23 protein-coding genes and 1 tRNA gene are annotated in these 23,723 nt (G+C 66.9%); 5 read left to right on the top strand and 19 right to left on the bottom strand.

The window, feature by feature from the left end:
* The first annotated feature begins 102 nt into the window (after positions 1-102).
* Positions 103-888: a DeoR/GlpR family DNA-binding transcription regulator gene (locus tag FS885_RS03310; protein ID WP_144743582.1), complete on the top strand. Its 786-nt coding sequence runs from the start codon at positions 103-105 to the stop codon at positions 886-888.
* Here the strand turns inward: FS885_RS03310 and FS885_RS03305 are convergent.
* The 14 genes from FS885_RS03305 to FS885_RS03240 all read right to left on the bottom strand — a co-directional run bounded on the left by FS885_RS03305 (position 885) and on the right by FS885_RS03240 (position 14,096).
* Positions 885-1,820, bottom strand: a complete 936-nt coding sequence (locus tag FS885_RS03305) for a hexose kinase (protein WP_144743581.1) — start codon at positions 1,818-1,820, stop codon at positions 885-887. The genes FS885_RS03310 and FS885_RS03305 overlap by 4 nt on opposite strands.
* Positions 1,821-2,023: 203 nt before the next feature.
* Entirely contained in the window at positions 2,024-2,551 is a 528-nt protein-coding gene (lacB, locus tag FS885_RS03300; RefSeq protein ID WP_144743580.1) for a galactose-6-phosphate isomerase subunit LacB, read from the bottom strand.
* A 10-nt stretch (positions 2,552-2,561) separates the two neighbouring features.
* Positions 2,562-2,990, bottom strand: coding sequence for a galactose-6-phosphate isomerase subunit LacA (gene lacA, locus FS885_RS03295; RefSeq protein ID WP_144743579.1), 429 nt, complete (start codon positions 2,988-2,990; stop codon positions 2,562-2,564).
* A gap of 223 nt (positions 2,991-3,213) precedes the next feature.
* Positions 3,214-3,978 carry a DeoR/GlpR family DNA-binding transcription regulator gene (locus tag FS885_RS03290; RefSeq protein WP_144743578.1) on the bottom strand — a complete coding sequence of 255 codons (765 nt, stop codon included), beginning with the start codon at positions 3,976-3,978 and terminating at the stop codon, positions 3,214-3,216.
* Positions 3,979-4,604: 626 nt separating this feature from the next.
* Complete coding sequence (locus FS885_RS03285; RefSeq protein ID WP_144743577.1) at positions 4,605-5,318, bottom strand: SIS domain-containing protein; 714 nt, start codon at positions 5,316-5,318, stop codon at positions 4,605-4,607.
* A 103-nt stretch (positions 5,319-5,421) separates the two neighbouring features.
* Positions 5,422-6,588: an N-acetylglucosamine-6-phosphate deacetylase gene (nagA, locus tag FS885_RS03280; protein ID WP_144743576.1), complete on the bottom strand. Its 1,167-nt coding sequence runs from the start codon at positions 6,586-6,588 to the stop codon at positions 5,422-5,424.
* Positions 6,589-6,602: 14 nt separating this feature from the next.
* Positions 6,603-7,769, bottom strand: a complete 1,167-nt coding sequence (locus FS885_RS03275) for an AgaS family sugar isomerase (protein WP_144743575.1) — start codon at positions 7,767-7,769, stop codon at positions 6,603-6,605.
* A gap of 75 nt (positions 7,770-7,844) precedes the next feature.
* Complete coding sequence (locus FS885_RS03270) at positions 7,845-8,576, bottom strand: GntR family transcriptional regulator (RefSeq protein WP_144743574.1); 732 nt, start codon at positions 8,574-8,576, stop codon at positions 7,845-7,847.
* Between the two features lie 117 nt (positions 8,577-8,693).
* Positions 8,694-9,122 carry a PTS sugar transporter subunit IIA gene (locus tag FS885_RS03265; RefSeq protein ID WP_144743573.1) on the bottom strand — a complete coding sequence of 143 codons (429 nt, stop codon included), beginning with the start codon at positions 9,120-9,122 and terminating at the stop codon, positions 8,694-8,696.
* Positions 9,123-9,215: 93 nt separating this feature from the next.
* Entirely contained in the window at positions 9,216-9,830 is a 615-nt protein-coding gene (locus tag FS885_RS03260) for a hypothetical protein (RefSeq protein WP_144743572.1), read from the bottom strand.
* Positions 9,831-10,030: 200 nt separating this feature from the next.
* The gene (locus FS885_RS03255; RefSeq protein ID WP_144743571.1) at positions 10,031-10,861 is read right to left on the bottom strand and encodes a PTS system mannose/fructose/sorbose family transporter subunit IID; all 831 of its coding nucleotides are present in this window, start codon (positions 10,859-10,861) and stop codon (positions 10,031-10,033) included.
* Complete coding sequence (locus FS885_RS03250; RefSeq protein WP_144743570.1) at positions 10,842-11,729, bottom strand: PTS mannose/fructose/sorbose/N-acetylgalactosamine transporter subunit IIC; 888 nt, start codon at positions 11,727-11,729, stop codon at positions 10,842-10,844. Before FS885_RS03250 ends, FS885_RS03255 begins: the two co-directional genes overlap by 20 nt.
* Before the next feature lie 98 nt (positions 11,730-11,827).
* The gene (locus tag FS885_RS03245; protein WP_144743569.1) at positions 11,828-12,292 is read right to left on the bottom strand and encodes a PTS sugar transporter subunit IIB; all 465 of its coding nucleotides are present in this window, start codon (positions 12,290-12,292) and stop codon (positions 11,828-11,830) included.
* A 1-nt stretch (position 12,293) separates the two neighbouring features.
* Positions 12,294-14,096 carry a glycoside hydrolase family 35 protein gene (locus FS885_RS03240; protein WP_144743568.1) on the bottom strand — a complete coding sequence of 601 codons (1,803 nt, stop codon included), beginning with the start codon at positions 14,094-14,096 and terminating at the stop codon, positions 12,294-12,296.
* Between the two features lie 607 nt (positions 14,097-14,703).
* On the opposite strand from FS885_RS03240, the gene FS885_RS03235 reads away from it, so the two are divergent.
* The 4 genes from FS885_RS03235 to FS885_RS03220 all read left to right on the top strand — a co-directional run bounded on the left by FS885_RS03235 (position 14,704) and on the right by FS885_RS03220 (position 18,923).
* Entirely contained in the window at positions 14,704-15,849 is a 1,146-nt protein-coding gene (locus tag FS885_RS03235; protein ID WP_144743567.1) for an aldose epimerase family protein, read from the top strand.
* A 44-nt stretch (positions 15,850-15,893) separates the two neighbouring features.
* Positions 15,894-17,081: a galactokinase gene (locus tag FS885_RS03230; RefSeq protein ID WP_144743566.1), complete on the top strand. Its 1,188-nt coding sequence runs from the start codon at positions 15,894-15,896 to the stop codon at positions 17,079-17,081.
* Positions 17,072-18,742 (top strand): UDP-glucose--hexose-1-phosphate uridylyltransferase, encoded by a 1,671-nt coding sequence (locus tag FS885_RS03225; protein WP_144743565.1) that lies wholly within the window; start codon positions 17,072-17,074, stop codon positions 18,740-18,742. Before FS885_RS03230 ends, FS885_RS03225 begins: the two co-directional genes overlap by 10 nt.
* 105 nt (positions 18,743-18,847) lie before the next feature.
* A tRNA-Thr gene (locus tag FS885_RS03220) sits at positions 18,848-18,923 on the top strand.
* Between the two features lie 595 nt (positions 18,924-19,518).
* Here the strand turns inward: FS885_RS03220 and FS885_RS03215 are convergent.
* From FS885_RS03215 to pstC, 5 genes are read right to left on the bottom strand one after another with little or no spacing between them, the layout of a single operon-like run.
* On the bottom strand, positions 19,519-20,199 hold the full coding sequence (locus tag FS885_RS03215) for a phosphate signaling complex PhoU family protein (RefSeq protein WP_144743564.1): 681 nt from the start codon (positions 20,197-20,199) through the stop codon (positions 19,519-19,521).
* Positions 20,199-20,993, bottom strand: a complete 795-nt coding sequence (pstB, locus tag FS885_RS03210; protein ID WP_144743563.1) for a phosphate ABC transporter ATP-binding protein PstB — start codon at positions 20,991-20,993, stop codon at positions 20,199-20,201. The genes FS885_RS03215 and pstB overlap by 1 nt, the downstream gene beginning before the upstream one ends.
* Positions 20,994-21,004: 11 nt before the next feature.
* Positions 21,005-21,814 carry a phosphate ABC transporter ATP-binding protein gene (locus tag FS885_RS03205; RefSeq protein WP_144743562.1) on the bottom strand — a complete coding sequence of 270 codons (810 nt, stop codon included), beginning with the start codon at positions 21,812-21,814 and terminating at the stop codon, positions 21,005-21,007.
* Entirely contained in the window at positions 21,811-22,746 is a 936-nt protein-coding gene (gene pstA, locus FS885_RS03200; protein WP_144743561.1) for a phosphate ABC transporter permease PstA, read from the bottom strand. Before pstA ends, FS885_RS03205 begins: the two co-directional genes overlap by 4 nt.
* On the bottom strand, positions 22,739-23,638 hold the full coding sequence (pstC, locus tag FS885_RS03195; RefSeq protein WP_144743560.1) for a phosphate ABC transporter permease subunit PstC: 900 nt from the start codon (positions 23,636-23,638) through the stop codon (positions 22,739-22,741). Before pstC ends, pstA begins: the two co-directional genes overlap by 8 nt.
* Between the last annotated feature and the right edge of the window lie 85 nt (positions 23,639-23,723).

The following is a 23,723-nucleotide window of genomic DNA, read 5'->3' as shown; positions in this document are numbered from 1 at the left end:
CGCTTTCGTAAAACGCAAGAGAAAGCAAGGCGTTATCTTGCTATTATCGAAAGCAAAGGCAACATAGTATCTGCACATCTTGCGTACGAACGGAGGCACCGCATGCCGAACCTCTCCTCGGAGGAGCGCCGCTCCGCGATCCTCGAGCTCTTGGCCGGCGAGGCGTCCGTGCAGGTGGCGCAGCTCGCCGAGATGTTCGGCGTCTCGCGCGTGACCGTCCGCTCCGACCTCGACGCGCTCGCGCACGACGGCAAGCTGCGGCGCACGCACGGGGGCGCCATTTCGCTCTCCAAGACGCTCACCGTCTCGGTCCAGGACCGGCGCGTGAACGTCAACGCCGACGCCAAGCGCGCGATCGCGCGGGCGGCCGCGCGGTTCGTGCGCGACGGGGACTCGGTGCTCGTCGACTCCGGCACCACGGCGCTCGAGTTCGTGCGCGCCCTCGCGGGGCACAGCGGGGTGACGGTCGTCACGGACGACTTCACCGTCGCCGACTACATCGACCGCGCCTGTCCCGCGCTCGACGTGCTCATCCTGGGCGGGAGCCTGCGCAAGGGGCACCGCTACATCACCGGCCCGCTCACCCTGCGCATGCTCGACATGCTCCGCCCGGACAAGGCGTTCGTCACGCCCACGTCCTACCTCCCCGGCCGCGGCCTCATGACCAACAACCAGGAGATGGCCGAGCTCAAGCGCGCCTTCCTCGGCTGCGCGGGCGAGACCTACGTCCTCATGGACGCCTCGAAGGTCAACGCCCCAGGGCTTCTGTGGTTCGGCACGCTCGAGGGAGTCGACGCCGTCGTGATGGAGGCGGACCCGGGTGGCCTCGTGGCGCGGGATGCCGAGCGGGCCGGCTGCCGTCTTATCGTCGCGGCGGAGGAACCCTAGAGCCGGGTCACCTCGACGGCACCGTAGACGTCGTCCCACTTCTCCATGACCAGATGGCCCGTGCGCGGGTCCATGGCGTTGAGCGTGCCGCAGGTGTTGCCGCAGCGCAGGACCTCGGCCGCGTCCGCGCCGGCGGCGATCGCGTGCGCGAAGCCCGCGATCGTGGAGTCGCCGGACCCCGTCGCGTTCACGCACTCGATGCGCGGCGCCACCGCGCGCCAGACCGCGCCCTCGTGGAAGGCGACCGCGCCCGCCGCGCCCATGGTGACCACGACCCACGGGATGCCCGCGAAGCGCGCGTCGTCCGCGAGGGCCCGCTGGAGCACGGGCACGTCATCGGTGGTGAACGAGGTGCCGAGCAGGCCGTTCACCTCGGTGAGGTTCGGCTTGATGAGCGTCGGCTTGACCGGCGCGGCGAGCGCGGCGTCGAGCGCGGCACCGGAGGTGTCGAGCAGCACGGGCTTGCCCGCCTCGCGCGCGGTGCGCACCAGGTCCGCATAGCAGCCCGCGGGAACCCCCTTGGGCAGGCTGCCCGAGATGGTCACGCACGCGGCCTGCGCCACGAGGTCCGCGTAGTTCGCGAGAAACGCCTCGAGCTCCTCGGCGCTCACGGTCGGGCCGCTCTCCAGAAGCTCCGTCTGGTTGCCCTCGTGCAGGATGTTCAGGCAGATGCGGCTCTCGCCGGCGATGGGCGTGAAGCGGTGCGGGATGCCGTCGGCGTCCATGAGCTCACCGAGGTAGGCTCCCATGTGCCCGCCGAGGAGCCCCGTCGCCACCACGTCATCGCCCAGCTGGACGAGCACGCGCGAGACGTTCAGGCCCTTGCCGCCGGCGGTCTTGGCGGGGGTGACGCGGTTCACGTCGTCGATGACGAGCTTATCGAGCTGATAGGCGGTATCGATCGAGGGGTTCATCGTGACGGTGAGGATCATGGTCGCTCCTTCTTCCAAGCGGTTGGCACTCCACCCTGACGGCTCAATTGTACCGTGGGAAACGAGGCCCGCCGCGCAGAAGGGGATGCGCGACGGGCCTCGAAAAGCAAGAAAACGCAAGCTTCGCGGGTGCAGCCGCGCCGGCGAGCGCGCCCGGGCGGATGGCGCCGGGCCCCTTGGCGCGACCGCGTGCCGCAGTCACGCTAGTCGTGGTACCCCCCGCGGTCCCACTTCTCAAGGAACTCATCGAAGAAGTGCGGGTCCGCCTGGGCGACGGGATCGGCCTGGTTCACGGCGTCGAGCTTGGCCACGAGCGCGTCGTGCTCGGGCGTCTTTTCATAGCTCGCCTCGATGAACGCGAGCATGATGTCGGCCATGAGGAACTCGCCGGTGATCTTGCCGCCGAAGCCCACCACGTTGGCGCCCAGCACGCGACGGGCATAGAGGGCGCTCGTCATGTCGCGCACGAGTGCGCAGCGGGCGCCGGGGACCTTGTTCACCGAGTTGGTGATGCCGATGCCCGTGCCGCAGAGCGCCACGCCCAGATCCGCCCTGCCGGAGGCCACGGCCTCGCCCACGGCCTTGCCGAAGATCGGGTAGTGCGTGCGCGTGTGGCTGTAGGTGCCCACATCGAGCACCTCGTAGCCCGCCTCCTCGAGGCGGTCGTGCAGATAGGTCTTCTCGTCCGTGACGATATGGTCGCAACCGATTGCGATGATCTTCTTTGCCATGGTGCGCTCCTTACGCCATCTTGTTGAGCATGTCGACACGGATCTGGTGCCGCCCGGCGGCGTAGTCGGCCGAGAGGAACTCGCGCGCGATGCGGCGCGCCACCCCGTCGCCCACGACCTCGGGCCCCATGCAGATCATGCGGGCGTTGTTGTGCTCGCACGTCATGTAGGCGCTGCGCTCGTCGGAGATGTTCGCGGCGACCATGCCCTTCACGCGCGTCGCGGCCATGTAGCTGCCCACGCCGTACGCGTCGAACGCGAAGCCGAGCGAACCGTCGTGCTCGAGCAGATCGTGCGCGACGGCGACCGCCGAGTCGATGAAGTCCGCGGCCGGGGTCTCGCTGAGGTCGACGACCTCGTGGCCGTCCTCGATGAGCGTCTGCTTGATGGTCTCCTTGAGGGGCATGCCCTCCGTGTCAGAGCCTATGACAACTCTCATGGTTCCTCCCTTGACGGGTCCTCGCGCACAGCCGAACGCTCCGCTGTGCGCTCATGTTCTATAGTGTTCATATGAACACAATTGGTACAAGGTTTCAAGGGGCACTCGCCCATAGCCACGGAAGATCCCATGAACGGCGGCGGCGCGACCCGCCTTGCCACGACCTCTTCGAGGAGCTGCGCCTATGGCCCGGGCAGCAGCCCATGGCAGGGCATCCCGCCACCTAGGAGAGGACCGTGCAGTGCTCCTCGAGCTCGCGGCGGTCGCCTTCCTCCAGATGTGCATCGGTCACCAGGGCGTCGATGTCGATCAGGTCATAGAAGCGGAAGAAGTCGCGCTTCCCGACCTTGCTCGAGTCGGCGAGCACGTAGCGGCTGTCGGCGGCGTTGAAGGCGAGCTCCTGGAAGCGGCCCTCCTCGGCATTCGAGGTGAACACCGAACCATCCGATATCCCGTTCGCGCCGATGAACGCCACGTCGATGCCCAGCCTGCCGATCGCCTCCTCGGCGAGCGGCCCCACGAACGCGGAGGTCCGCGGGCGGTACGTGCCCCCGATCAGGCAGAGCTCATAGGCGGGATCGCTCTCGATCATCGTGAACACCGACAGGGAGTTGGTCACGATCCTGAGACGGCAGGCCGGCAGCAGGGGGACCATCTGCTCAACCGTCGTGCCCGTGCCCAGAAAGACCGTCGCGTCCTCCTCGATGAGCTGGACGGCTCGCCTGGCGATGAGGCGCTTCTCCTCGGCCCTGCGGCTCCGCTTCTCGGCATGCGTGTACTCGCGCCTGAGCATCGAGGGGCGCCGCTCGCTCGTCCGCAGGGCGCCGCCATGCACGCGCTCGAGCTCCCCGCGATCGGACATCTCCGCAAGATCGCGGCGGATGGTCATCTCCGACACCCCAAGCTCGGCAGCGATGTCGCGAACCGATGCCGACCCGTGGCTCCCCACCAGGGCGCGAATGCTTTCCTGACGCTCGGCTTTGATCATCCGAATCACCAACCTGTTCGAATCTGTTGGTCTATGTTCAAGAGCTTACCGTAACGCGCGGCGTTCAGCCCCCATGATTTGGCGGACTCGCCCACCATGGCGCTGCGCCCCGTTGTCACTGAGACCGCCCTAATGCCACGGGTGCTCGCCCACCGCCCGAACGGATATCTTGCCCCGCCGGTGGACAGGGTGACATTCGATTACTTTCTGCACACGTTGCGGGCACCCGGACCATTCGATTGAAAAGTGAACAAAACAAGCGTTCATTTTTCGATCGAATGGCATGCTGCACCATCCTGCCCTTACAAATGCTCAGGTAGAGCGTTTGGACAGGCTGAGATGACCGGATGATGCTTGTACACTTCTTAATCGGATGTCATTTCGCACAACTCGACGTTCATTTGAATGGCGAATTGCAGGAATCCTGCAACTCGTCGTTCAAATGAACGGCGAGTTACACGCGCATCCACAGAGGCTCCCGCTCCAGCCAAAAGGAGCGCGCATCGGGTGTCAGACAAGCGGCGCAGGCTCGCAGTGGCGCCGGTTCCAGCCGGGACGAGCGGGCGCCGAGCGTCAGACAAGCGGTACACGCGCCCGCGCGAACGGCCGCTCCGAAACGGGAGCGCCTAGTACTCCGCGAGACGGTCCTTGAAGCGGTCAAGCAGCCGCTGGTTGAACTCCGGCCCTCCGTCGACGTTCGCGCTCATGTAGAGCGGCGGCACCACGCCGCGCTCGAGCAGGATGTCGAGCGACTCCATGACGGCGCAGTCCAGAAGCAGGCAGCCGGTGTAGAGCGAGGTCCCGCCCACCTTGGTGGCGATGCCCTCGACATCGAGCGCCGCGTCGCCGAAGGAGCTCTTGTTGTCGAGCACGACGTCCGCGCACTCGAAGAGGCGCTTGCCCGTCTTGCTGCGCGAGGTGCCTGCCGCCGAGACCTCGACCGCCGTGACCGCGATCACCGGGATACCGGCCTCGCGCGCATGCAGGGCGAGCTCCACGGGCAAGGGGTTGCGGCCGGAGTTGGAGATGAGCACCAGGCAGTCCTCCGGGCGGACGTCAAGTTTCAGCCAGAACTGGTCGCCCACGCCGTCGAGCATCTCGTAGATGCCGAGCGCCGGCTCGCGTACGATCTTCGTCTGGATGTAGCCGCCCGCGCGGCCGCAGATCTCGAGGGCGTTCGCGTGGCTGTGGCCCGAGCCGAACGCGCGGATGATGCCGCCGCGCTCGATCGTGTCGGCCATGATGAGCCCGGCTTTATGGATCGCCTCGTCCTGCCCCTCGGTCACCTCGGTCAGGCGGCGGATGATCTCGGCCTTGAAACGCTCCGCGGTCTTGTTCATGTATCCCCTTCCATGGAAAAGCGGGGCCCGGTCGCCCCGAGCCCCGCATGTCGTCAGTGCGCGATTGCCGTTCGAGCGGACGCGGCGGCCCGCCTGCGGTGCCCTAGGCGACGAGCCTGCCGCCCACGTAGGTGGCCGCAAGCGTCATATCGGCGTTGAAGATGGTGAGGTCGGCGGCGCGGCCCGGCTTGATGGAGCCGCAGGAGCCCTCGATGCGCGCCGAGCGCGCCGGGACCTCCGTCGCCATGCGGATGGCCTGCTCCGCGGTGACGATCTGCCAATCGACCATGTTCTTCACGCCCTCAGCGAGCGTGAGCACCGAGCCGGCGATGGAGCCCGTGGTGCCGTCCTCGTTCAGGAGGTAGCACAGGCCGCCCTTCATGACGACCGGCAGGCCGCCGGACATGTACTCGCCCTCGGGCATGCCGCCGCAGCCCAGGCAGTCCGTGATGAGGACCGTGTGCTGCCAGCCCTTGGCGTCCACGAGCGCCTTCACGGCGGCGGGCACGACATGGCGCCCGTCGCAGATGATCTCGGCGTACGTGCCGTTGGCGGTCATGGCGCCGCCCACGCAACCCGGGTCGCGGTGGTGCAGGCCGCGCTGGCCGTTGTAGGTGTGCACGATGCAGCTCGCGCCGGCGTTGACGGCGGCGAGCACCTCGTCATAGGTCGCGTCGGAGTGGCCGATGCAGGTGGTCACGCCCATGGCGTCGAGCGCGGCGCAGTACGCGGGCGCGCCCGTGCGCTCCGCGGCCAGCGCGCTCTTCACGATACGGCCGCCCGCGGCCTCCTGCCACCGCTCGAAGACCTCGACCTTAGGCTCGATGAGGTACTTGGGGTTCTGGGCGCCCACGTGCTTCATCGTGAAGAAGGGGCCCTCGAGGTAGATGCCCCCGATGCGCGCGCCCATGAAGTCGTCGCCGCGGGACTCGTCGGCGGCGGCGATGGCGGCGCAGGACGCCTCGATCTCGTCCACCGACTCGGTGAACGTCGTGGGCAGCCAGGTGGTGGTGCCGCGACGGGCGAGCGCCTCGCTCGAGGCGTTGATGCCCTCGGGGGTGCGGTCGGTCGTCGCGTGGTTGTAAAAGCCGTGGATATGCGTGTCCACGAGGCCGGGGCCCACCGTCGCGCCGGGGTACGAGACGATCTCGCAGTCGGGTTTCTCGGCGGTCCAGGTACCGAAGATGCCGTCCTCGACCATGAGGTAGCCGCCCTGCATGACGGCGCCCGGAAGCACGAAGCGGTCGGCGGAGATTGCGAAGCTAGCCATGAGACGCACGCCCCTTAGGCCTCGAACGGATGGATGATGACGCCCTTCACCACGCGGTTCACGGTGCCGGTGGGGCTCGGCGTGTCGGGCGTGTTGCCCACGCGCACCGAGTTCAGGAGCGACACGACCTGCGCGACCATGACGAAGGGCAGGGCGAGGTAGGCCTCGGGCAGCTCGGGCGAGCCGGCGAAGGTGAAGGACTCGCCGGAGAAGAGCTCGCCGGCATCCTGCTGGATGGCGACGGTCTTCTGCGCGATCTCGTCACCGGCGATCTCGTTCAGGATGTCGAGGTCGTACTGGCGGGTGTAGGCGTCGTTGTTCACGAAGACGAAGACGAGCGTCTTGTCGTCGACGAAGCTCTTGGGCCCGTGGCGGTAGCCCATGCAGCTGTCCCACGAGGTGGCCACCAGCCCGTGCGCGAGCTCGAGGATCTTGAGCTGCGCCTCCTGGGCGAGGCCCACGTAGGCGCCCGAGCCCAGGTAGGTCACGCGGTTGAAGTCGCCCGCGAGGTACGCGGCGATCTCGCCCTCGCGCTCGACGACCTCGCGGCCCATCGCGGCGGCCTGGTCGACCCAGGCGCGCTTCTGATCGTCGGACGCCGGGTCGAAGATGAGGGTCGACAGCAGCGCCATGCAGCTGTAGCTGCCCGTCATCGCGAAGCCCTTGTCGTTCGCGCGCGGGATGAGCAGCGTGAGCGCATCGGGGTCGTCGGCGCTCTCGACGGCGAGACGCCCTTCGGGCGCGCAGGTGATGTTCAGGAACTTGATGTTCTTCACGTACGCGCGAGCGACCTCGACGGCGGCGAGGCTCTCGGGGCTGTTGCCCGAGCGGGCGAACGACACCAGGACCGTGGGGTCCTCGGCGCGCAGGAAGTCGCGCGGCGCGGAGACGATGTCGGTCGTGGCGATGGGCTTGAAGTCATAGGTGTCGGTGTCGCCCACATGGCGCAGGTAGGGCGCCACGGTGTCGCCCACGTAGTCCGACGTGCCGGCGCCGGTGAAGATGACCGAGGTGCGGCCCTCGCCCATGGCGTTCGCGGCGGCGAGGAACTCCTCGATGGCCGCCTTGTTCTCGGCGTAGATACGGTAGGTATCCTCCCAGAGCTCCGGCTGCTGGCGGATCTCGCCGGTGGTGATGTCGGCACCGAGCGATTTGAGCTCCTCGATATCCTTCTCGAACATTGTCTTCCTTTCTAAACGCACACCGATCGCATGCGGGCCCGGCGTCTCGCCGCCGCCTGCGTCGGGGCGCTCCCCCTAGTCGGTGCGGTGGTGGAACACCTTGTACTTGAACTGGTCGGCACGGGCGACGGAGAGCGTGTACTCCACGATCTCGTTGCTCACGTTGTAGGTCGTCCTCACCAGGTCGAGCACGGGCGCCCCCTCGCCGATGCCCAGCAGATGGGCGTCGCCCGGACGCGCGATGCTCGCGTAGAACTCCTCCTCGGCGACCTTGATCGTCTCGCGGTAGTCCTGCTCGATGATCTCGTATAGCGGCTTGCTGTCGAGCAACGGGCGCTTCAGGGTGAGGAACTTGCGCATGGGCAGGTAGGTGCGCTCCACCATCATGGGTACGTCGTCGGCGAGGCGCAGGCGCTTCAGCTTGAACACCTTGTCGCCCACGCGGATGCCCATGTGCTCGGCGATGTTGCGGTCGGCCACGAGCTCCCTGAACTCGAGGATGGTGGTATGGGGATTGCGCCCCATGGCGCGCATCTGGTCGGTGAAGCTGTACTGCTGGGACAGGTTGGTGCTGCGCGCGGAGCGGTCGGCGACGAAGGTGCCGCGACCGTGGCGCCTCACCACGAGCCCGAGCTGCTCGAGCTCCTGCAGGGCCAGGCGCACCGTGGTGCGCGAGAGCCCGTAGCGCTCCGAGAGCTCGCGCTCCGATGGCAGCAGGTCACCGGGGCTGTACTCATGCTCGATCTTCTCGGACAGGATGTCGACGAGCTGGTCGTACAGGGGCTGCCTGCGCAAGAACCCCGCCATGCGGCCCCTCCTTTCCCTTGCCCCCGGCAGGTGCCGGGCGCCTCGATCGATCGTCCTATCCAAACGGCAGCCAAATTGCCGCGCGCGGCCCCTCGGTCGCGCGCGGCGCAAGACGTGCTACATCTCGTCGTCCTCGTCGTCGCCGACGGGCTCGAGCTTCTTGTGGCAGACGGCGGCCTGGCCGACCGTCACGGCCTGCTCGACCATCTCGTCGAGCGACGCGGTCGAGAAGTCGCGCGTCATGATGAGCTCGATGAGCATCGGCAGGTTGGTGCCGGCGATGACCTCGACGTTGTCGACGTCCTGCGAGACGAGCATGGACTGGTTGAACGGCGTGCCGCCGAGCAGGTCGGTGAACACGATCACGCCGTCGGTCTCGGCGCGCATGGCGGTGATGGCGGCGCGGAGGTCGTCACCGAACGTGGCGGCCTGGGAGCCCTCGAAGGGCACGGCCTGGAAGGCCTTCTGCTGGCCCGCGACCATATCGACCGCGCTCTTGAGGCCGAGGGAGAAGTCCCCGTGTCCGGTGATGATGAAACCGATCATGTCTGTCCCCTTTCCTAGGTATTCGCAAACGGGCAGGGACGCCCGCTTACCTTGACTGGTACCCACGTGCGACGTTCGCAACGCCGCATCCGCTTACGAAGCGTTTGCGGACGCGGAGCCGGGCGTGTCGAGCTCCTTCATGAGCTCGACGTAGCGGCGCGCGCCCTTGCCGTCGCCGGCATTCTCATACTGCTTCGAGAGGAGGAAGTAGAGTTTCGCCTTGAGCGGCTTGTCCGCCCGGGGCAGCATCTGCTCCATCTTCTCGATGTAGTCGTGCCGTCTGCCGAAGACGATGTCGTACGTGAGCTGGCAGTCCTGGATGACCTGCTTGTCGCAGCGCTGCTTCACCTCGACGAGCAGCTCCTTGGCGCGCTTCTTGTCCTCGATGGTGGCGAAGTAGTTGAACGCCATCACCACGAGGGCCGCCTGGCGCTTCTTGGAGTTGCGCATGCGGAGCATGATCTCGATCATGCGCGTGGCCATCTCCTCCTCACCGCGGGCCTCGTGGACCATGAAGCGCAGGTAGTACTGCTTGAACGTGGTCATGAGCACGCGCGCGGGGAGCTTGTTCAGAAACTCGAAGCACTCGTCGTAGAGCCCCGCCGCATAGAGCGCCTCGACCTTCGCCTCGAAATAGCGCCTCAGACCCTCGCTTGCGAGGAAGTAGACGATGAGCACGATGATGAAGACGAGGACCTCGGGTGCCACGGGACGACCTTTCACGACGACTACGCTCTAGCGACATTGTAGGGAAAACGGGTACGCACCTCCGGGAGAACGTGGCATGGGCTTTCGCTTCTGCCGTGAGGATGCGCACCCGTTTCACACGGATCTTGCGTGCTATGGCAACGATGCGGCGCCCGCGCCCTGGGCCCAGGCGCCGCATTGGAGGGATGAACCCTTGTGCCTTAGCCCTTCATGGCGAGGCCGAGGGCACCGAGGACGATGCCGATGACCAGCACGATGAAGATCGCCTTGGTCGAGGTCATGCCCTTGCGACCAAGGAGCCAGTACACGAAGCCGACGAGGGCCGCGGGCACGAGCTTGGGGCAGATCTGGTTCAGGATGTCCTGAACGTTCATGGTCACGCCACCGATGTTCGGCACGATGTTGAGCACGACACCCACGTTCGTGGAGATGAGCGCGCCGACCATGAAGACACCCATGACGGTCGCGGCATCGGTGATGGCGTTGAGCTGGTCGCTCATCGTGGTGACGAGCTTCATGCCCTGATCGTAGGCGACGTAGGTCTGCTTGCAGCGGAACCAGTCGACCACGATGTTGACGGCGATCCAGATGAAGATGCCGATGGGGTTGCCCTGCATGGCCATGTTGGCAGCGAGGGCGCCGAAGATGGTCGGGAGCAGCGAGCCGAAGATCGAGTCGCCGATGGAGGCCAGCGGGCCCATGAGACCGGTCTTGAGGGACGCGACGGTCTCCATGCCCTCAAGGCCCTCGGTCTCCTCGATGGCCAGGTCAACACCGGTGATGATGGTGTTGAGGAAGTTCGAGGTGTTGAAGAACGGCGAGCACTGGGTGCGGCAGGCGGTCTTCAGGGCCTCGGTGTCGTCCCCGTAGATCTTACGGAGCTGGGGCAGGATGATCCAGAGGTAACCGGAGTGCTGCATGCGCTCGTAGTTCCAACCGGCCTGGAAGCCGAGAAGGTTACGACGGTTGATCTGCTGGAAGTCAGCCTTGGTGAGCTTGTAGCCAGTGGTATTAGAGCTCATCTTCGTCATCTCCCTCCGCGCCAGCAGAGACAGCCGCAACGGGAGCGTTCTGATGCTGCTGATAGTAGATGTAAGCCAGAGCGAAGCCGATGAGGGCGATCGTCAGCATGGACAGGCCCTTGAAGCTGCCACCGGCGATCTCGACCTCGCCAGCGGCGGCCACGGTCGCAACGTCGCCACCGATGGTGACGATGCTGGAGAACGCGGTGCCGAGCAGGGCGGCGATGACGAAACCGAGGATCAGGTAGGCGATGTGCTTCTTGACCGGCAGGTAGCGCAGCAGGATGGCGAAGCCGACCGCGGGCAGCATGCCGCCAGCGAGCGTCAGGCCGTCGCCGAGCCACTTGAAGTCGCCGTTAAGGGCGTTGGTGATGGCGGTGACCAGGGGCTCACCGAATGCGAGGGCCAAAAAGACCGGAAGCATACGGCTGAGGCACCAGGACACGGCACCCATCCAGTAATGGAAGTTGTAGGCGTTCCAGTTCATCTTCTCGACGTCGGCGTCGCACGCATGACCCCAGAAGGTGTTGGCCATACGGCCGGCGATGTCGGTGTAGACCAGGATGGCGGCCACCGGCACGCCGAGGACGGCAAGCGCCTGCTCCGGGTCCATACCCGCGCTCACGGCGAAGGCCGTGGCGATGAGGGTACCGGAGTTGGCGTCGATACGGGACGCGCCACCGAAGGTGCCGACGCCCAGGATGGTGAGCTGCATGCTACCACCGATGAAGAGACCCGTCGCCAGGTCGCCCATGATAAGGCCCGTGATGAAGCCGGAGAACACGGCGGAGCCGGCGCTGGAGTACCAGTGCAGCTCGTCCATGATCTGGAATCCGGCGTAGGCCGTGAGCAGAATGATCTGCCACCACTGAATCATGGTTTTCCTCCTTCTAACAAAACCTCGAAACGAAACGTTCCTTGAGCTATGCGAAGCCGCGCATCTCCCCTCGCGGCAAAGCACCGAAGAAAAGTGGGTTAGAGCTTGAACTCAACCGGGTTGTCCTGCGGGGTGAGCTGGATGACCATGGGGATGCCCATGTTCGAGAGCTCGGTCAGGGCGTCGACGTCGTCCTGGCCGCAGTTGATGTTGCGGTTGTAGCTCTTGACGATATCCATGCTGGTGAGGTTACCGAGGATGATCTGGTCGAGCTTGACGCCGGCCTGGGCGAGCTTCAGATAGGTCTCGGGCTTCTTCACCACGATGAACAGACGCTGGGCGTCGTACTTGCCGGCGAGGATGTTCTCGGCGGCCTTGGCGACAGGGAGCACCGAGAGCTTGCAGGAAGCGGGCGTGGCCATACGCAGGACCTGCTTCTGGGTGGCATCCTCGGCGATCTGGTCGTCCACCACCATGAAGCGGCTCACCTGACGGGCGTTGGCCCAGAGGTTGCCGACCTGACCATGGATGAGACGAAAGTCAACGCGTGCACCTACGATCATGTCACTCAACTCCTTCTTGATCTAGATGACGGATGAGGGGCTCGGAGCGCAGGGAGATCGTGCCCTCGTACACACCCTCGGTTTCGAACAGAACGAGCTCGTTTGCGCCGGCATGCGTGAGGCCGTGGGGAACGAAAAGCGTCATGATGGGACCGATGCCCCAGAAGCGCCCGACGTTCACCCCGTTCACGAATGCGCAGCCCTTCCCGAAGCCCGTGGTGTCGATAAAGGTATCGGCAGCCTCGTCGAGCGTGAACTCGAAGCGGTGGAAGGCGGGCTGGCCCTCCACGAAGCCGGCGGAGAAATCGATGCCGGAGATATCGGTGAGCGGCAGCGGGCGCTGCTCCCACCCGGTGATGAAGTGCAGATCGACGCAAACGCCCGTGCGGATGCCCTTGTGCTGGGTGTCCGCGAGGAGCTTGTGGCCGTAGCCCACGCGCCCCATGTTCTCCATGAGGATGTCGAGGCGGTTCTCGCGCGCCGGCAGCACGCACTTGATGTCCTCGCCGATGCGCTCCTGGTACTGGGTGGCGACGCAGGAGCCCTCGACGTAGACCTTCGCGCGGTCGCGGCCGTCGATCACGCGGATGCGCTCCTCGGCGCCCTCGGCAACGTCGCGCTCGATCGTGGTGGTGTAGAGCGTGTAGCCAAAGCTCTGGCCCAGGTCCTCCATGGGCTGGGGGTACTGCGACTCGATGGGCTCGGAGAGCGCGTCGAGCACGTTGAAGAGGCTCACGCGCCCGGTCGCGGGGATGCTCTCGATCGCGACGGCGCTCTTGACGAGCGGATCTGCCGTCCAGGCGTCCGGGTAGAGGTCGCGCACCACGTCGCGGAGCTTGTACCACTTCTCGGTGGGGTTGCCCTCCTCGTCGAGCGGTGCGTCGTAGTCGTAGCTCGTGACCTGGTGGATGTCGTGCGTGTGGCGCGCCGAGCAGGCGTTCATGAAGCCGAAGTTCGTGCCGCCGTGGAACATGTAGAGGTTGATGCCGTCGCCCACCTCGAGGCACTCGCGCACGCAGTCGGCGAGGTCCTGGGCGTCGCGGCGGATGACGTTCTCGCCCCAGCGGTTGAACCAACCGTCCCAGAACTCCATGCACATGAGCGGCCACGTCTTGCCGTGCTCCTCGTGGAAGGCCTTCAAGGCGGCGAGGTTCTCGGCCGAGCGGGAGCCGAAGTTCCCGGTGGCGAGGATATCGTCGTCGACGAGCGTGCCGGCGCGCAAGCACCCGCGCCACGGGCCGTCCGAGGTGCACAGCGCCACGTCGACGCCGCGCTCGACCATGAGGTCGCGGATGGCGCGCAGGTAGTCCTTGTCCTCGCAGTACGAACCGTACTCGTTCTCGATCTGCATCATGATGATGTTGCCGCCGCGCGTGATCTGGCGCTCGACCAGGATGGGCATGAGCTCATCGTAGTAGCTCGCCACGCGGGCGAGGAACTTGGGGTCGCGCGAGCGCGGGCGCATCGAGCGGTCGGCGAGCAGCCACGCGGGCATGCCGCCCCACTCCCACTCGGCGCAGATGAAGGGGCTCGGGCGCACGATGGCCCACAGGCCCAGCTCGGCGGCTTCGTCGAGGAAGGCGGCAAGATCGCCCGCGCCCGTGAACGTGAACTCGCCCGGACGGGGCTCGTGCAGGTTCCACGGCACATAGGTCTCGACGGTGTTGAAGCCCATCGCCTTCAGGTTGTAGAGGGAGTGGTGCCAGTCGGTGGGATGGACGCGGAAGTAATGGATCGCGCCGGAAAGAATCGTGAACGGCTCGCCGTCAAGCAAGAACCGATCTCGAATCTCGAACGTGTGCATGTTCCTCCCGACGACGCGTCCTCGTCTCTCGCCCGCCTGCAGCTGCGTATCGGCGAGAGCTGGATATCTCACGATGGAGAAGTATACACGCTGCCGCCATAAATGTCGACAGATTGTGAAGAAACCTGCGAGCGGTCTGTTTTGCCGTGTGAACGGTATTTTGCGTTTCCCCTGCTAAACATTAGGTTGTAAGACATTCTAAGACAAGATAAGCAATTCTCAAGGTGCTTAACTGGTAGTAACCACTCAACCACTCAACGAATGAGCACTAAATGATGGCCGACTGGTCGCATAATCCGCGCGAAAGGATGGCCAGGGGTCGCATGATCCCATCCTCTCCCCGGCCCCCAAGCCCTTCGCCCCATGCCGCCCACGGCACGCCTCCCGCATCGCGCGCTTCGATAGCCGGCTCCCCTCCTCGCCGCGCCGCCCGCGCCCCCGTCGCTCGACATGGCGCCGCTCACCCGGCGCCGGGCGCCGTGCGCCCCTTCTTTACCCGCCCGCCCACGCCACGCAGCCACAGGCCACGGGAAGTGCGCTATCCTACTCAGGTAACGGTCGGGTAAGGTTGCGGCGGGAAGCCGCATCGAGGTGGGAGGCGTCCGCCATGGTCGAAGCGCAGCCGTTTGGACGGTACGGGCGGGCCGATGCCTGCCCCACCGGAAGCGATGGGCGCGCCGCCACGCTCTACACGCTCGGCAACGACCGCATCACCGTGCGCGTCATGGACCTCGGTGCGACCATCGTGGGCATCGAGGCACCGGGACGCGACGGCAGCCGCGCGGACGTCACGCTCGGCTTCGGCGATGCCTCCTCCTACTACCCCACGGCGCACGGCGCGTACTTCGGCATGACCATCGGCCCGAGCGCCAACCGCGTCGCGGGCGGCCGCGTCCCCATCGAGGGCCGCGCGTACCGGCTTCCGCCGAACGAGGGCCCGAACAACCTCCACACCGATCCGCTCCTCGGCCTCCATGCCCGCCGTTGGGATGCCGAGATCGACCCCGGCGCAGACGCCGTCACCTTCACGGTCGCCGTGAGCGGGGACCTCTCGGAGTTCTCTTGGCATGAGGACGGCGAGGAGCGCCGGGGCGGCCTGCCCGGCAACCGGGTCTTTCGCGTGCGCTACGAGCTCGAGGGCTCCTGCCTGCGCACGACCATGAGCGCCACGACCGACGCCCCGACGTTCATCAACCTCACGAACCACAGCTACTTCAACCTCGCGGGCGAGGGCACGGGCACGGTGCTCGGCCAGGAGCTCGAGATCTGCGCCGAGCGCTTCCTGCCCATCGACGGCGCCTCGCTTCCCACAGGCGAGCTGCGCCCGGTCGCGGGGACGCCCTTCGACTTCCGCGCCCCCAAGTCCATCGGCCGCGACATCGCCTCCGCCGACGGGCAGCTCGCGTGCGGCAGCGGCTACGACCACTGCTTCTGTATCGACGGCTACGACGCCGCCGGCGCCCTCGCCCCGCGCCGCGCCGTCCGGGCGCTCGACCCCGCGAGCGGGCGCGGCATGGAGCTCTGGACCACGCTGCCGGGCGTGCAGCTCTATACCGGCAACTTCGTCCCCGCCTGCGATGGCACGGACGCGCCGCGCGGCAAGGCGGGCCATGTGTACGGCGCCCGCAGCGGGTTCGCGCTCGAGCCCCAGCTCTACCCCGCCACGCCCTCCCACCCCGAGTTCCCCTGCGCGATCTTCACGCCCAAACGCCCCTATCGCGCGGTGACCGAGTACCGCTTCTTCACGGCATGAACCGCATGCGCCCGGCACCGGCGCATCGAGGAAAGGACAAGGAAATGCCCACACCGGAACAAGGATTGCAGGACCTCTTCCGCGAACGGTTCGGCGGCGCGCGCGACCTCCTCGAGGTGACCGTCCCCGCCCGCTCCGAGATCGCCGGCAACCACACCGACCATGAGGGCGGCGACGTCATCGGCGGCGCGCTCGACGTGCAGGTGCACGCCGTCTGCACGCTCAACGGCACCAACACCGTCCGCATCGAGAGCCTGGGATACCAGCCCTTCAAGATCGACCTGGGCAAGCTCGCCCCGCAGGAGAGCGAGCGCGAATCGACCGCGTCGCTCGCCCGCGGCATGGCCAGCGAGCTCGTCGCCGGCGGCCGCGAGCCGCTCGGCTTCGACCTGCTCATGGAGAGCTCCATCCCCAGCGGCAGCGGGCTCTCCTCCTCGGCGGCCGTGGAGCTCGCCTTCGGCCGCGCGATGGAGGGCCTCTGGGAGGGCGACCCCATCGACGCGGTGACCCTCGCCAAGATGGCGCAGCGCACCGAGAACGTGTTCTTCGGCAAGCCCTGCGGCCTGCTCGACCAGCTCGCCGAGGCGCTCGGCGGCCTCGCGCACATGAGCTTCGCCGACCCGGAGGTCCCCGCCTCGGAGAAGCTCTCCCTCGACTTCGAGGACCACGGCTACGGCCTGGTGCTCGTCAACGTGGGCAGCGACCACAGCGCCCTCACCGGCGAGTACGCCGCCGTCCCCGGCGAGATGAAGGCCGTCGCGGCCGCCTTCGGCAAGGAGCGCCTGCGCGAGGTCGACCCCGCGGCGTTCGACGAGCGCGTGGGCGGGCTGCGCCGTGAGCTCGGCGACCGGCCGGTGCTGCGCGCGCTCCATTACTGGCGCGAGAACGACCTCGTCCTCAAGCGCTGGGACGCGCTCAAGGCCGGCGACATCGACAGCTTCCTCGAGCTCACGCGCGAGTCGGGCGCGAGCTCGGCGATGTTTTTGCAGAACGTCTCGGTGGGCGGGGCGGCCGAGCAGCCTGCCATGATTGCGCTCGCGCTCGCCGAGCGCCTGCTCGACGGCCGCGGCGCCTGCCGCATCCATGGAGGCGGCTTCGGCGGGTCCATCCAGGCGTTCGTGCCCATCGAGCGCGTCGACGCATTCGTCTGCGGCATGGACCGCTGGTTCGGCGAGGGTGCGGCGCGCCATTACCGCATCGTGAGCGAGGGGGCTGGTTACCGATGGCTGTAACGACCGCAAACACCGCCGCGGCGACGGACGCCGCGGCGCTCGCGCAGGATATCCAGGCACTCGTGCGCTATGCGCTCGGCTGCGGCCTGCTCGCGCCCGAAGACGGCATGTGGGCCTTTAACGCCATCCTCGAGACCGTAGGCGCCACGGGCCCTGCGGCGCCCGACGCCTCCGGGCTCCTCTCGGTCGCCTACGCCGCCGCGCCCACGCGCGACCTCGCCCTCGAGGAGGGCGCGTCCGGCTTCTTCATCGAGACCGAGGACTTCGACCTCGAGGGCACCATCGCGCGCATCGCCGCGGCGGGCGTCGGCGCGGGCCGCGACGAGGACACGCCCTCGGGCGCCGACCGCATCGCCACGCGCGTGATGGACCTCCTCATGCCGCGCCCCTCCCAGGTCGACCGCGACTTCGCCGAGCTCTACCTCGAGGCGGGCCCCCAGGCGGCGACCGACTGGTTCTACCGCCTGTGCTGCAACGCCCGCTACGTGCGCACCGCCGCCATCGCGCGCAACGTCGCGTGGACCTCGGCGACCGCGTGGGGCGACCTCGAGATCACCATCAACCTGTCTAAACCCGAGAAGGACCCCAAGGCCATCGCCGCCGCGGGCGCCGCGCCCGCCACCGGCGACGTCTACCCCGCCTGCCAGCTCTGCATGGAGAACGAGGGCTATCGCGGCCGCGGGGCCGGCGAGGCGCACGGGAGCCATCCCGCCCGCCAGAACCTCCGCATCGTCCCCATCACGCTCGGGGGCGAGCACTGGGGCCTGCAGTACAGCCCGTACGCCTACTTCGACGAGCACTGCATCGCGATGAGCGCCGAGCACCGCCTCATGCACGTCGACCGCGAGAACATGGCGCGCCTCCTCGACTTCGTGGACCTCTTCCCGCACTACTTCGTGGGATCCAACGCCGACCTGCCCATCGTGGGCGGCTCGATCCTCTCGCACGACCACTTCCAGGGCGGACGCCACGTGTTCCCCATGATGAAGGCGCCGGTCGCGTCCACGTTCTCGATGAAGGGCTTCCCCGGTATCGAGGGCGCCGTGCTGCGTTGGCCGCTCTCCGTCCTGCGGCTCACCGGTACCGATCGCGAGGAGCTGCTCGATGCCGCCGACCATGTGCTCGAGCTCTGGCGCGGCTGGTCGGACGAGGCCGTGGGCGTGGTCGCGCGCACCGGCGAGGAGCGCCACAACACCGTGACACCGGTCGCCCTCCGCGGCGAGACGGGAACCTACACGCTCTACCTCGCGCTTCGCTGCAACATCGCAACCGACGAGCACCCGCTCGGCGTGTTCCACCCGCATGCGGAGTGGCACCACATCAAGAAGGAGAACATCGGCCTCATCGAGGTCATGGGCCTCGCGATCCTGCCGCCGCGCCTGGTCGACGAGCTCGACGCCGTGCGCGGCCACCTGCTCGCCCACCGCGGGGACGCGGGAGCGCTCGCGCAGGCGCTTGAGGCGGACCCGCTTACCGCCCCGCACGCCGCCTGGGGCGTCGAGCTCGCCGCGGCTCACCCCGAGCTCGACGAGGCCAACGCCGAGGGCATCATCCGCACGGGCGTGGGCGAGGTCTTCGGGCACGTGCTCGAGGATGCCGGCGTCTACAAGTGGGACGAGACTGGTCGCGCGGCGCAACAGCGCTTCATCGATGCCCTCTAGCGCCCACCCGGCTGCGCGCAGCGATTTTTCGCCCCGCGCACTTGCGCGACGCCGCGTTTCCACGTATCATTAGCGGTCGCAGGCGCTTCGCGTCTGCCGTGGAGTGCCAGCATAGCTCAGTTGGTAGAGCACCGCTCTCGTAAAGCGGGGGTCATCGGTTCGAGTCCGATTGCTGGCTCCAGTTGCCCAGGAAAAGGCCGGCTGCCATAAGGCGCCGGCCTTTTTTCACATGCAACCGCCCTCGAGCCATGGACGGTCCCATGCCGTGGTCTCGAGCTCCCCCTGCGTCATCACCGACGGCGCCTCCGGCCGTCTGAGCGCCCTATCGCGGCGTCACCGGCACTACGGCAGACACATTTTTCGATTTTGTACGATTGGGCTCGCGGCGAAACCTCCGGCGCCCACGTTTCCGCTGGATTGCAGTCCCTCTATTCGCCGGCTGGAGAGAAAGCACTGGTGATTGCCCAGGATGCATCATGCAAAATCGCAAAAAGTGTCTAGAAGGGGAATGCGGAGGGACTGCGGACGAAAAGTTGGACCGCTCGTCCGGCATCGCGAGCCCATGACGCCAGCCCATCCCGCAGGGATGCAAAGCGCATCTGAGCGCACCGGCCCGCCATCGCACCGATCGCCGCCCCCCTTCTGATCGTGCGCCCCCGCTCCGTTTCCCTTTCGCCTGAGGAGGACGTCAGGGTACGGATGCGGGGGCACACGATCAGAAGGGGGCGTATGGAGTCGCCGTGCGAGGGGTCCCCGCGCGCGGCGAGATGCAAGGGCTACTGCGCGGCGGCCTCGCCGGTCTCCACGGCGCGCTCGCGCGCGCCCATGGCGCGGAAGATCGCCCAGTCGGCGATGCGCACGGCGTCGTCGCCCATGCGCTCGAAGTACTTGGCGACCATGAGCAGCTCGGGCAGGTACTTGGCGCGCGTCTCGCTCGCCTTGATGAGATCGATCACCACGCCCTCGGCGGCAAGGTAGACGTCATCGATGTCATCGTCCATGGCGAAGACGCCGTGCGCGCGGTCCACATCGGAGGTGCGGAACGCCTCGACGGCCTCCTCGACCATCGTCGCGACGTGGTCGGCCGCGAACCTGAGGTGGTCGCCGAGCTTCGCCGTGACGTCGGCGGGCAGGGCCTGGGCGAGCTCGGCAACGTCGTTGGCCTTGGCATCGATGTGCGCGAGGTCAGATACCAGCCGGAACGTGCCCGTGAGGAAGCGCAGGTCGCCGGCGACCGGCTGCTGCAGAAGCATGGCGTCGAGGCAGGTCTCCTCGATCGTGCCGCGCAGGCGCCGGCCCGACACCGCGCGGTCGAGCACGTCCTGCGCCGCCGCGGCATCGCCCGAGAGCGCCTGGGCGAGCGCGCGGATGTCGGCCGCCGTCTCATCCGAGAAGCGCCCGAGCGTCGCATCGATCTCCTCGAGCTGGTTGAGGTACTTGGAGCGTGTGGTAAGCATTAGCTGAACCTTCCCGTCAGATAGTCGTTCGTGAGCTTCTCCTTGGGGTTGGAGAAGAGTTCCCTGGTGGGACCGGCCTCGATGAGCTCGCCCAGGTAGAAGAAGCAGGTCTTGTCGGCCACACGCGCGGCCTGCTCCATGTTGTGCGTGACCACGACGACCGTATGGTCCTCGGAGAGCTGCATCATGAGCTCCTCGACCATGCTCGTCGAGATGGGGTCGAGGGCGGAGGTGGGCTCGTCCATGAGCAGGACCTCGGGATCCGTGGCGAGGGCGCGCGCGATGCACAGGCGCTGCTGCTGCCCGCCCGAGAGCCCCAGGCCGCTTTTGCCCAGGTCGTCCTTGACCTCGTCCCACAGCGCCGCGCGGGTGAGGCACCGCTCCAGAATCTCGTCCTCCTCCGCGCGGCTCATGCGCTTCATGCGCTTGGGCCCGTAGAGGATGTTCTCGCGGATGCTCATCGGGAACGGGTTGGGATGCTGGAACACCATGCCCACGTACACGCGCAGGGCGTTGGCGTCCATCTTGAAGATGTCCTGGCCACCGAACTCGATGGTGCCCTCGGTGCGCACGGACTCGACGAAGTCGCACATGCGGTTGAACGTGCGCAGCAGCGTCGACTTGCCGCAGCCCGAAGGCCCGATGAAGGCCGTCGCGCGATTCTTGGGAATCTCGAGCGAGATGCTCTTGAGCGCCTGGAAGTCGCCGTACCACAGGTTGAAGTCGCGGATGGAGAGCATGCTCTCCACGCCCTCGATGCTGCGATGGACGTCCTCGTTGATTGCTGTATCCATATGGTTCTCCATCAGCCGAACCTGCCTGTCAGATAATCCGAGAGCCGCTGGTCGCGCGGTGCCGAGAAGATCTGCTGCGTCGTGCCCGTCTCGACCATGTCGCCCACGTAGAAGAAGGCGGTGCGGTCGCTCACGCGGCCGGCCTGCTGCATGTTGTGGGTCACGATGATCTGGCAGAGGCCCGTGTCGGACAGCGAGCGGATCGTCTCCTCGATCGTGTAGGTCGAGATCGGGTCGAGCGCCGAGCACGGCTCGTCGTAGAGCACCACGTCGGGCTTCATCGCGAGCGTGCGCGCGATGCACAGGCGCTGCTGCTGGCCGCCGGAGAGGGCGTGGGCGCTCTGCTTGAGCTTGTCCTTGACCTCGTCCCAAAGCGCCGCCTGCCTGAGCGCGGTCTCCACGAGCTCGTCCTCCTCGTCCTTGCCGTGGAGCCTCCCGTGCTTCTTGGGCGCGAACAGGATGTTCTCGCGGATGGACTTGCGGAAGGGCGTGGGCTGCTGGAACACCATGCCGATGGATTTGCGCAGCTCGAAGAGGTTCTCCTTGGGCGTGTTGATGTTGTGCCCGTGGTAGAAGATCTCGCCGCCCACCTTGCAGCGCGGGATCTCGAGGTTCATGAGGTTCAGGCAGCGCAGAAAGGTCGACTTGCCGCAGCCGGAGGGGCCGATGAGGGCCGTGACCTCGCCCGCGCGGAACTCGAGGCTCGTCGCATGGAGCGCCTCGTGCTTGAGGTCGTAGGTGACGGTGACGTCCTTGGTGGTGAGGAGGGCGTCGGTGGGGGCGGCCTGCCCGATCAGGCGGTCTTGGGTATTCTCGGTCATTCGGCGGTCAGCCTCCTTGCGAGGAACTTGCCCAGCACGCGGGCGAGCACGTTGAAGAGGAGCACGCAGACGAGCAGCACCGTGGCGGTGCCCCACACGATCTCGGTCGAGCCGGGCGTGGGCTCGCTCGTGAGACGCCAGATGTAGACGGCGAGCGTGCAGGCGGGACGGAAGATGTTGAAGGGGTTCGTGGGCGAGCTGAAGTTGAGCACGTTGCCGAAGTTTAGGCGGCTCGGCGCGGAGCCCGAGGTGAAGATCAGCGCCGCGGCCTCGCCGAACACGCGGCCGGCCGAGATCACGATACCCGTGACGATGGCGGGCATGGCGGCGGGCAGAAGCACGTTCACCGTGGTCTCCCAGCGGGTGAGACCCATGGCGAGCGCCGCATCGCGCTGGCTGCGCGGCACGTCCTCGAGGGCCTGCTGGATGGTGCGCACCAGGATGGGGATGTTGAACATCGTGAGCGCCACGGCGCCGGAGATGATCGAGATGCCCCAGCCCAGCACCACGACGAAGAACAGCGAGCCGAACATGCCCACGACGATCGACGGCAGGCTGGAGAGCGTCTCGATCGCGGTCTTGGCCGCCGAGGTGACCCAGTTGTCGGGGGCGTACTCCACGAGGAAGATCGCGCCGCCGAGCGAGATGGGCACCGAGATGATGAGCGTGATGATGAGCATGTAGAACGAGTCGAACAGCTGGTAGAGAATGCCCGACACGTCCGCCGAGGACGGGTTGGTGAGGAACCCGGGCGTGAGCGCGATGCCGCCGCCGCGCGCGAGGATGTAGATGATAATCGCGGCGAGAAGCGCGAGCACGAGCCCCACGATGGCGGTCAGGATGCCGGTGACGATACGGTCCTGGCGGCCGATGCGCCTGACGTGCGCCGAGAGGTCGCGCGCCTGGGGCGCCGCGGTGGTCTGGCTAGCCATTCTGCTTCGCCCCCTTATGGCCGATGAGGTGGATGATAAAGATGAAGACGAGCGACATGGCGAGCAGGATCAATCCGAGCGACCAGAGCGCATGGTAGAACTCGGTGCCCGCCACGGCGTTGTTGAGACCGGAGGTCAAGGTCGCCGTGAGGGTGGACGCCGGCGAGAGCAGGCCCGTGGGCATGTTGCGCTCGACGCCGCCGATGACCATCTGCACGGCGAGGGTCTCGCCGAAGGCGCGCGTCATGCCGAGGATGACCGCCGTCATGATCGAGGGCGTGGCGCTCTTGAGCACCACGTGCCACACGGTCTGCCAGCGGGTGCACCCGAGCGCGTAGGAGCCCTCGCGGTACTCGTTGGGCACGGCGCGCAGCGCGTCGATGGAGAGCGTGGTCACCGTGGGCAGGATCATGACCGCGAGCACGATGGAGCCCGAGAGGATGCCCGCGCCGGTACCGGCCGCCGCGCCGAAGACGAGGCGCATGAAGGAGTTGACCACGTACAGGCCGAGCACGCCGTAGACGACCGACGGGATGCCCACGAGCAGCTCGACGAGCGGCTGGAACACGCGCGTGCCGAAACCCGGCGCGACCTCGACCACGAACATCGCCGACCCGAGCGCGATGGGCAGGGCGATGAGGGTCGAGAGCAGCGTGACCGAGAACGAGCCCACGATCATGGGCAGCGCCCCGTACATATCCTGCTCGGGGATCCAGTGCTGTCCGGTCAGAAACGCGATGGGGTCGAATCCGTCAACGAAGAACGTGGTGAGGCCCTGCTGGGCCACCATCACGATCAGCGCGAGGACCACGACGGCCACGAGCAGCACGCAGGCGCCCGTGATCCCCAGGCCGATGTTCTCCAGTTGGCGCTTCGGCATTACCTTTGCCATGTGACGCCTTTCTCAAACAGGGAAAGGGGGCGCCCCACGCGAACGAGAGGCGCCCCTTCTTACGACAGTTGCGCTAGCTGAACGA

The organism is Enorma burkinafasonensis (assembly GCF_902150035.1).
In the GTDB taxonomy this organism is placed as follows: domain Bacteria; phylum Actinomycetota; class Coriobacteriia; order Coriobacteriales; family Coriobacteriaceae; genus Enorma; species Enorma burkinafasonensis.
Note: the sequence above shows the minus strand (reverse complement) of the source record. Positions and strands in the feature narration are given on the sequence as shown.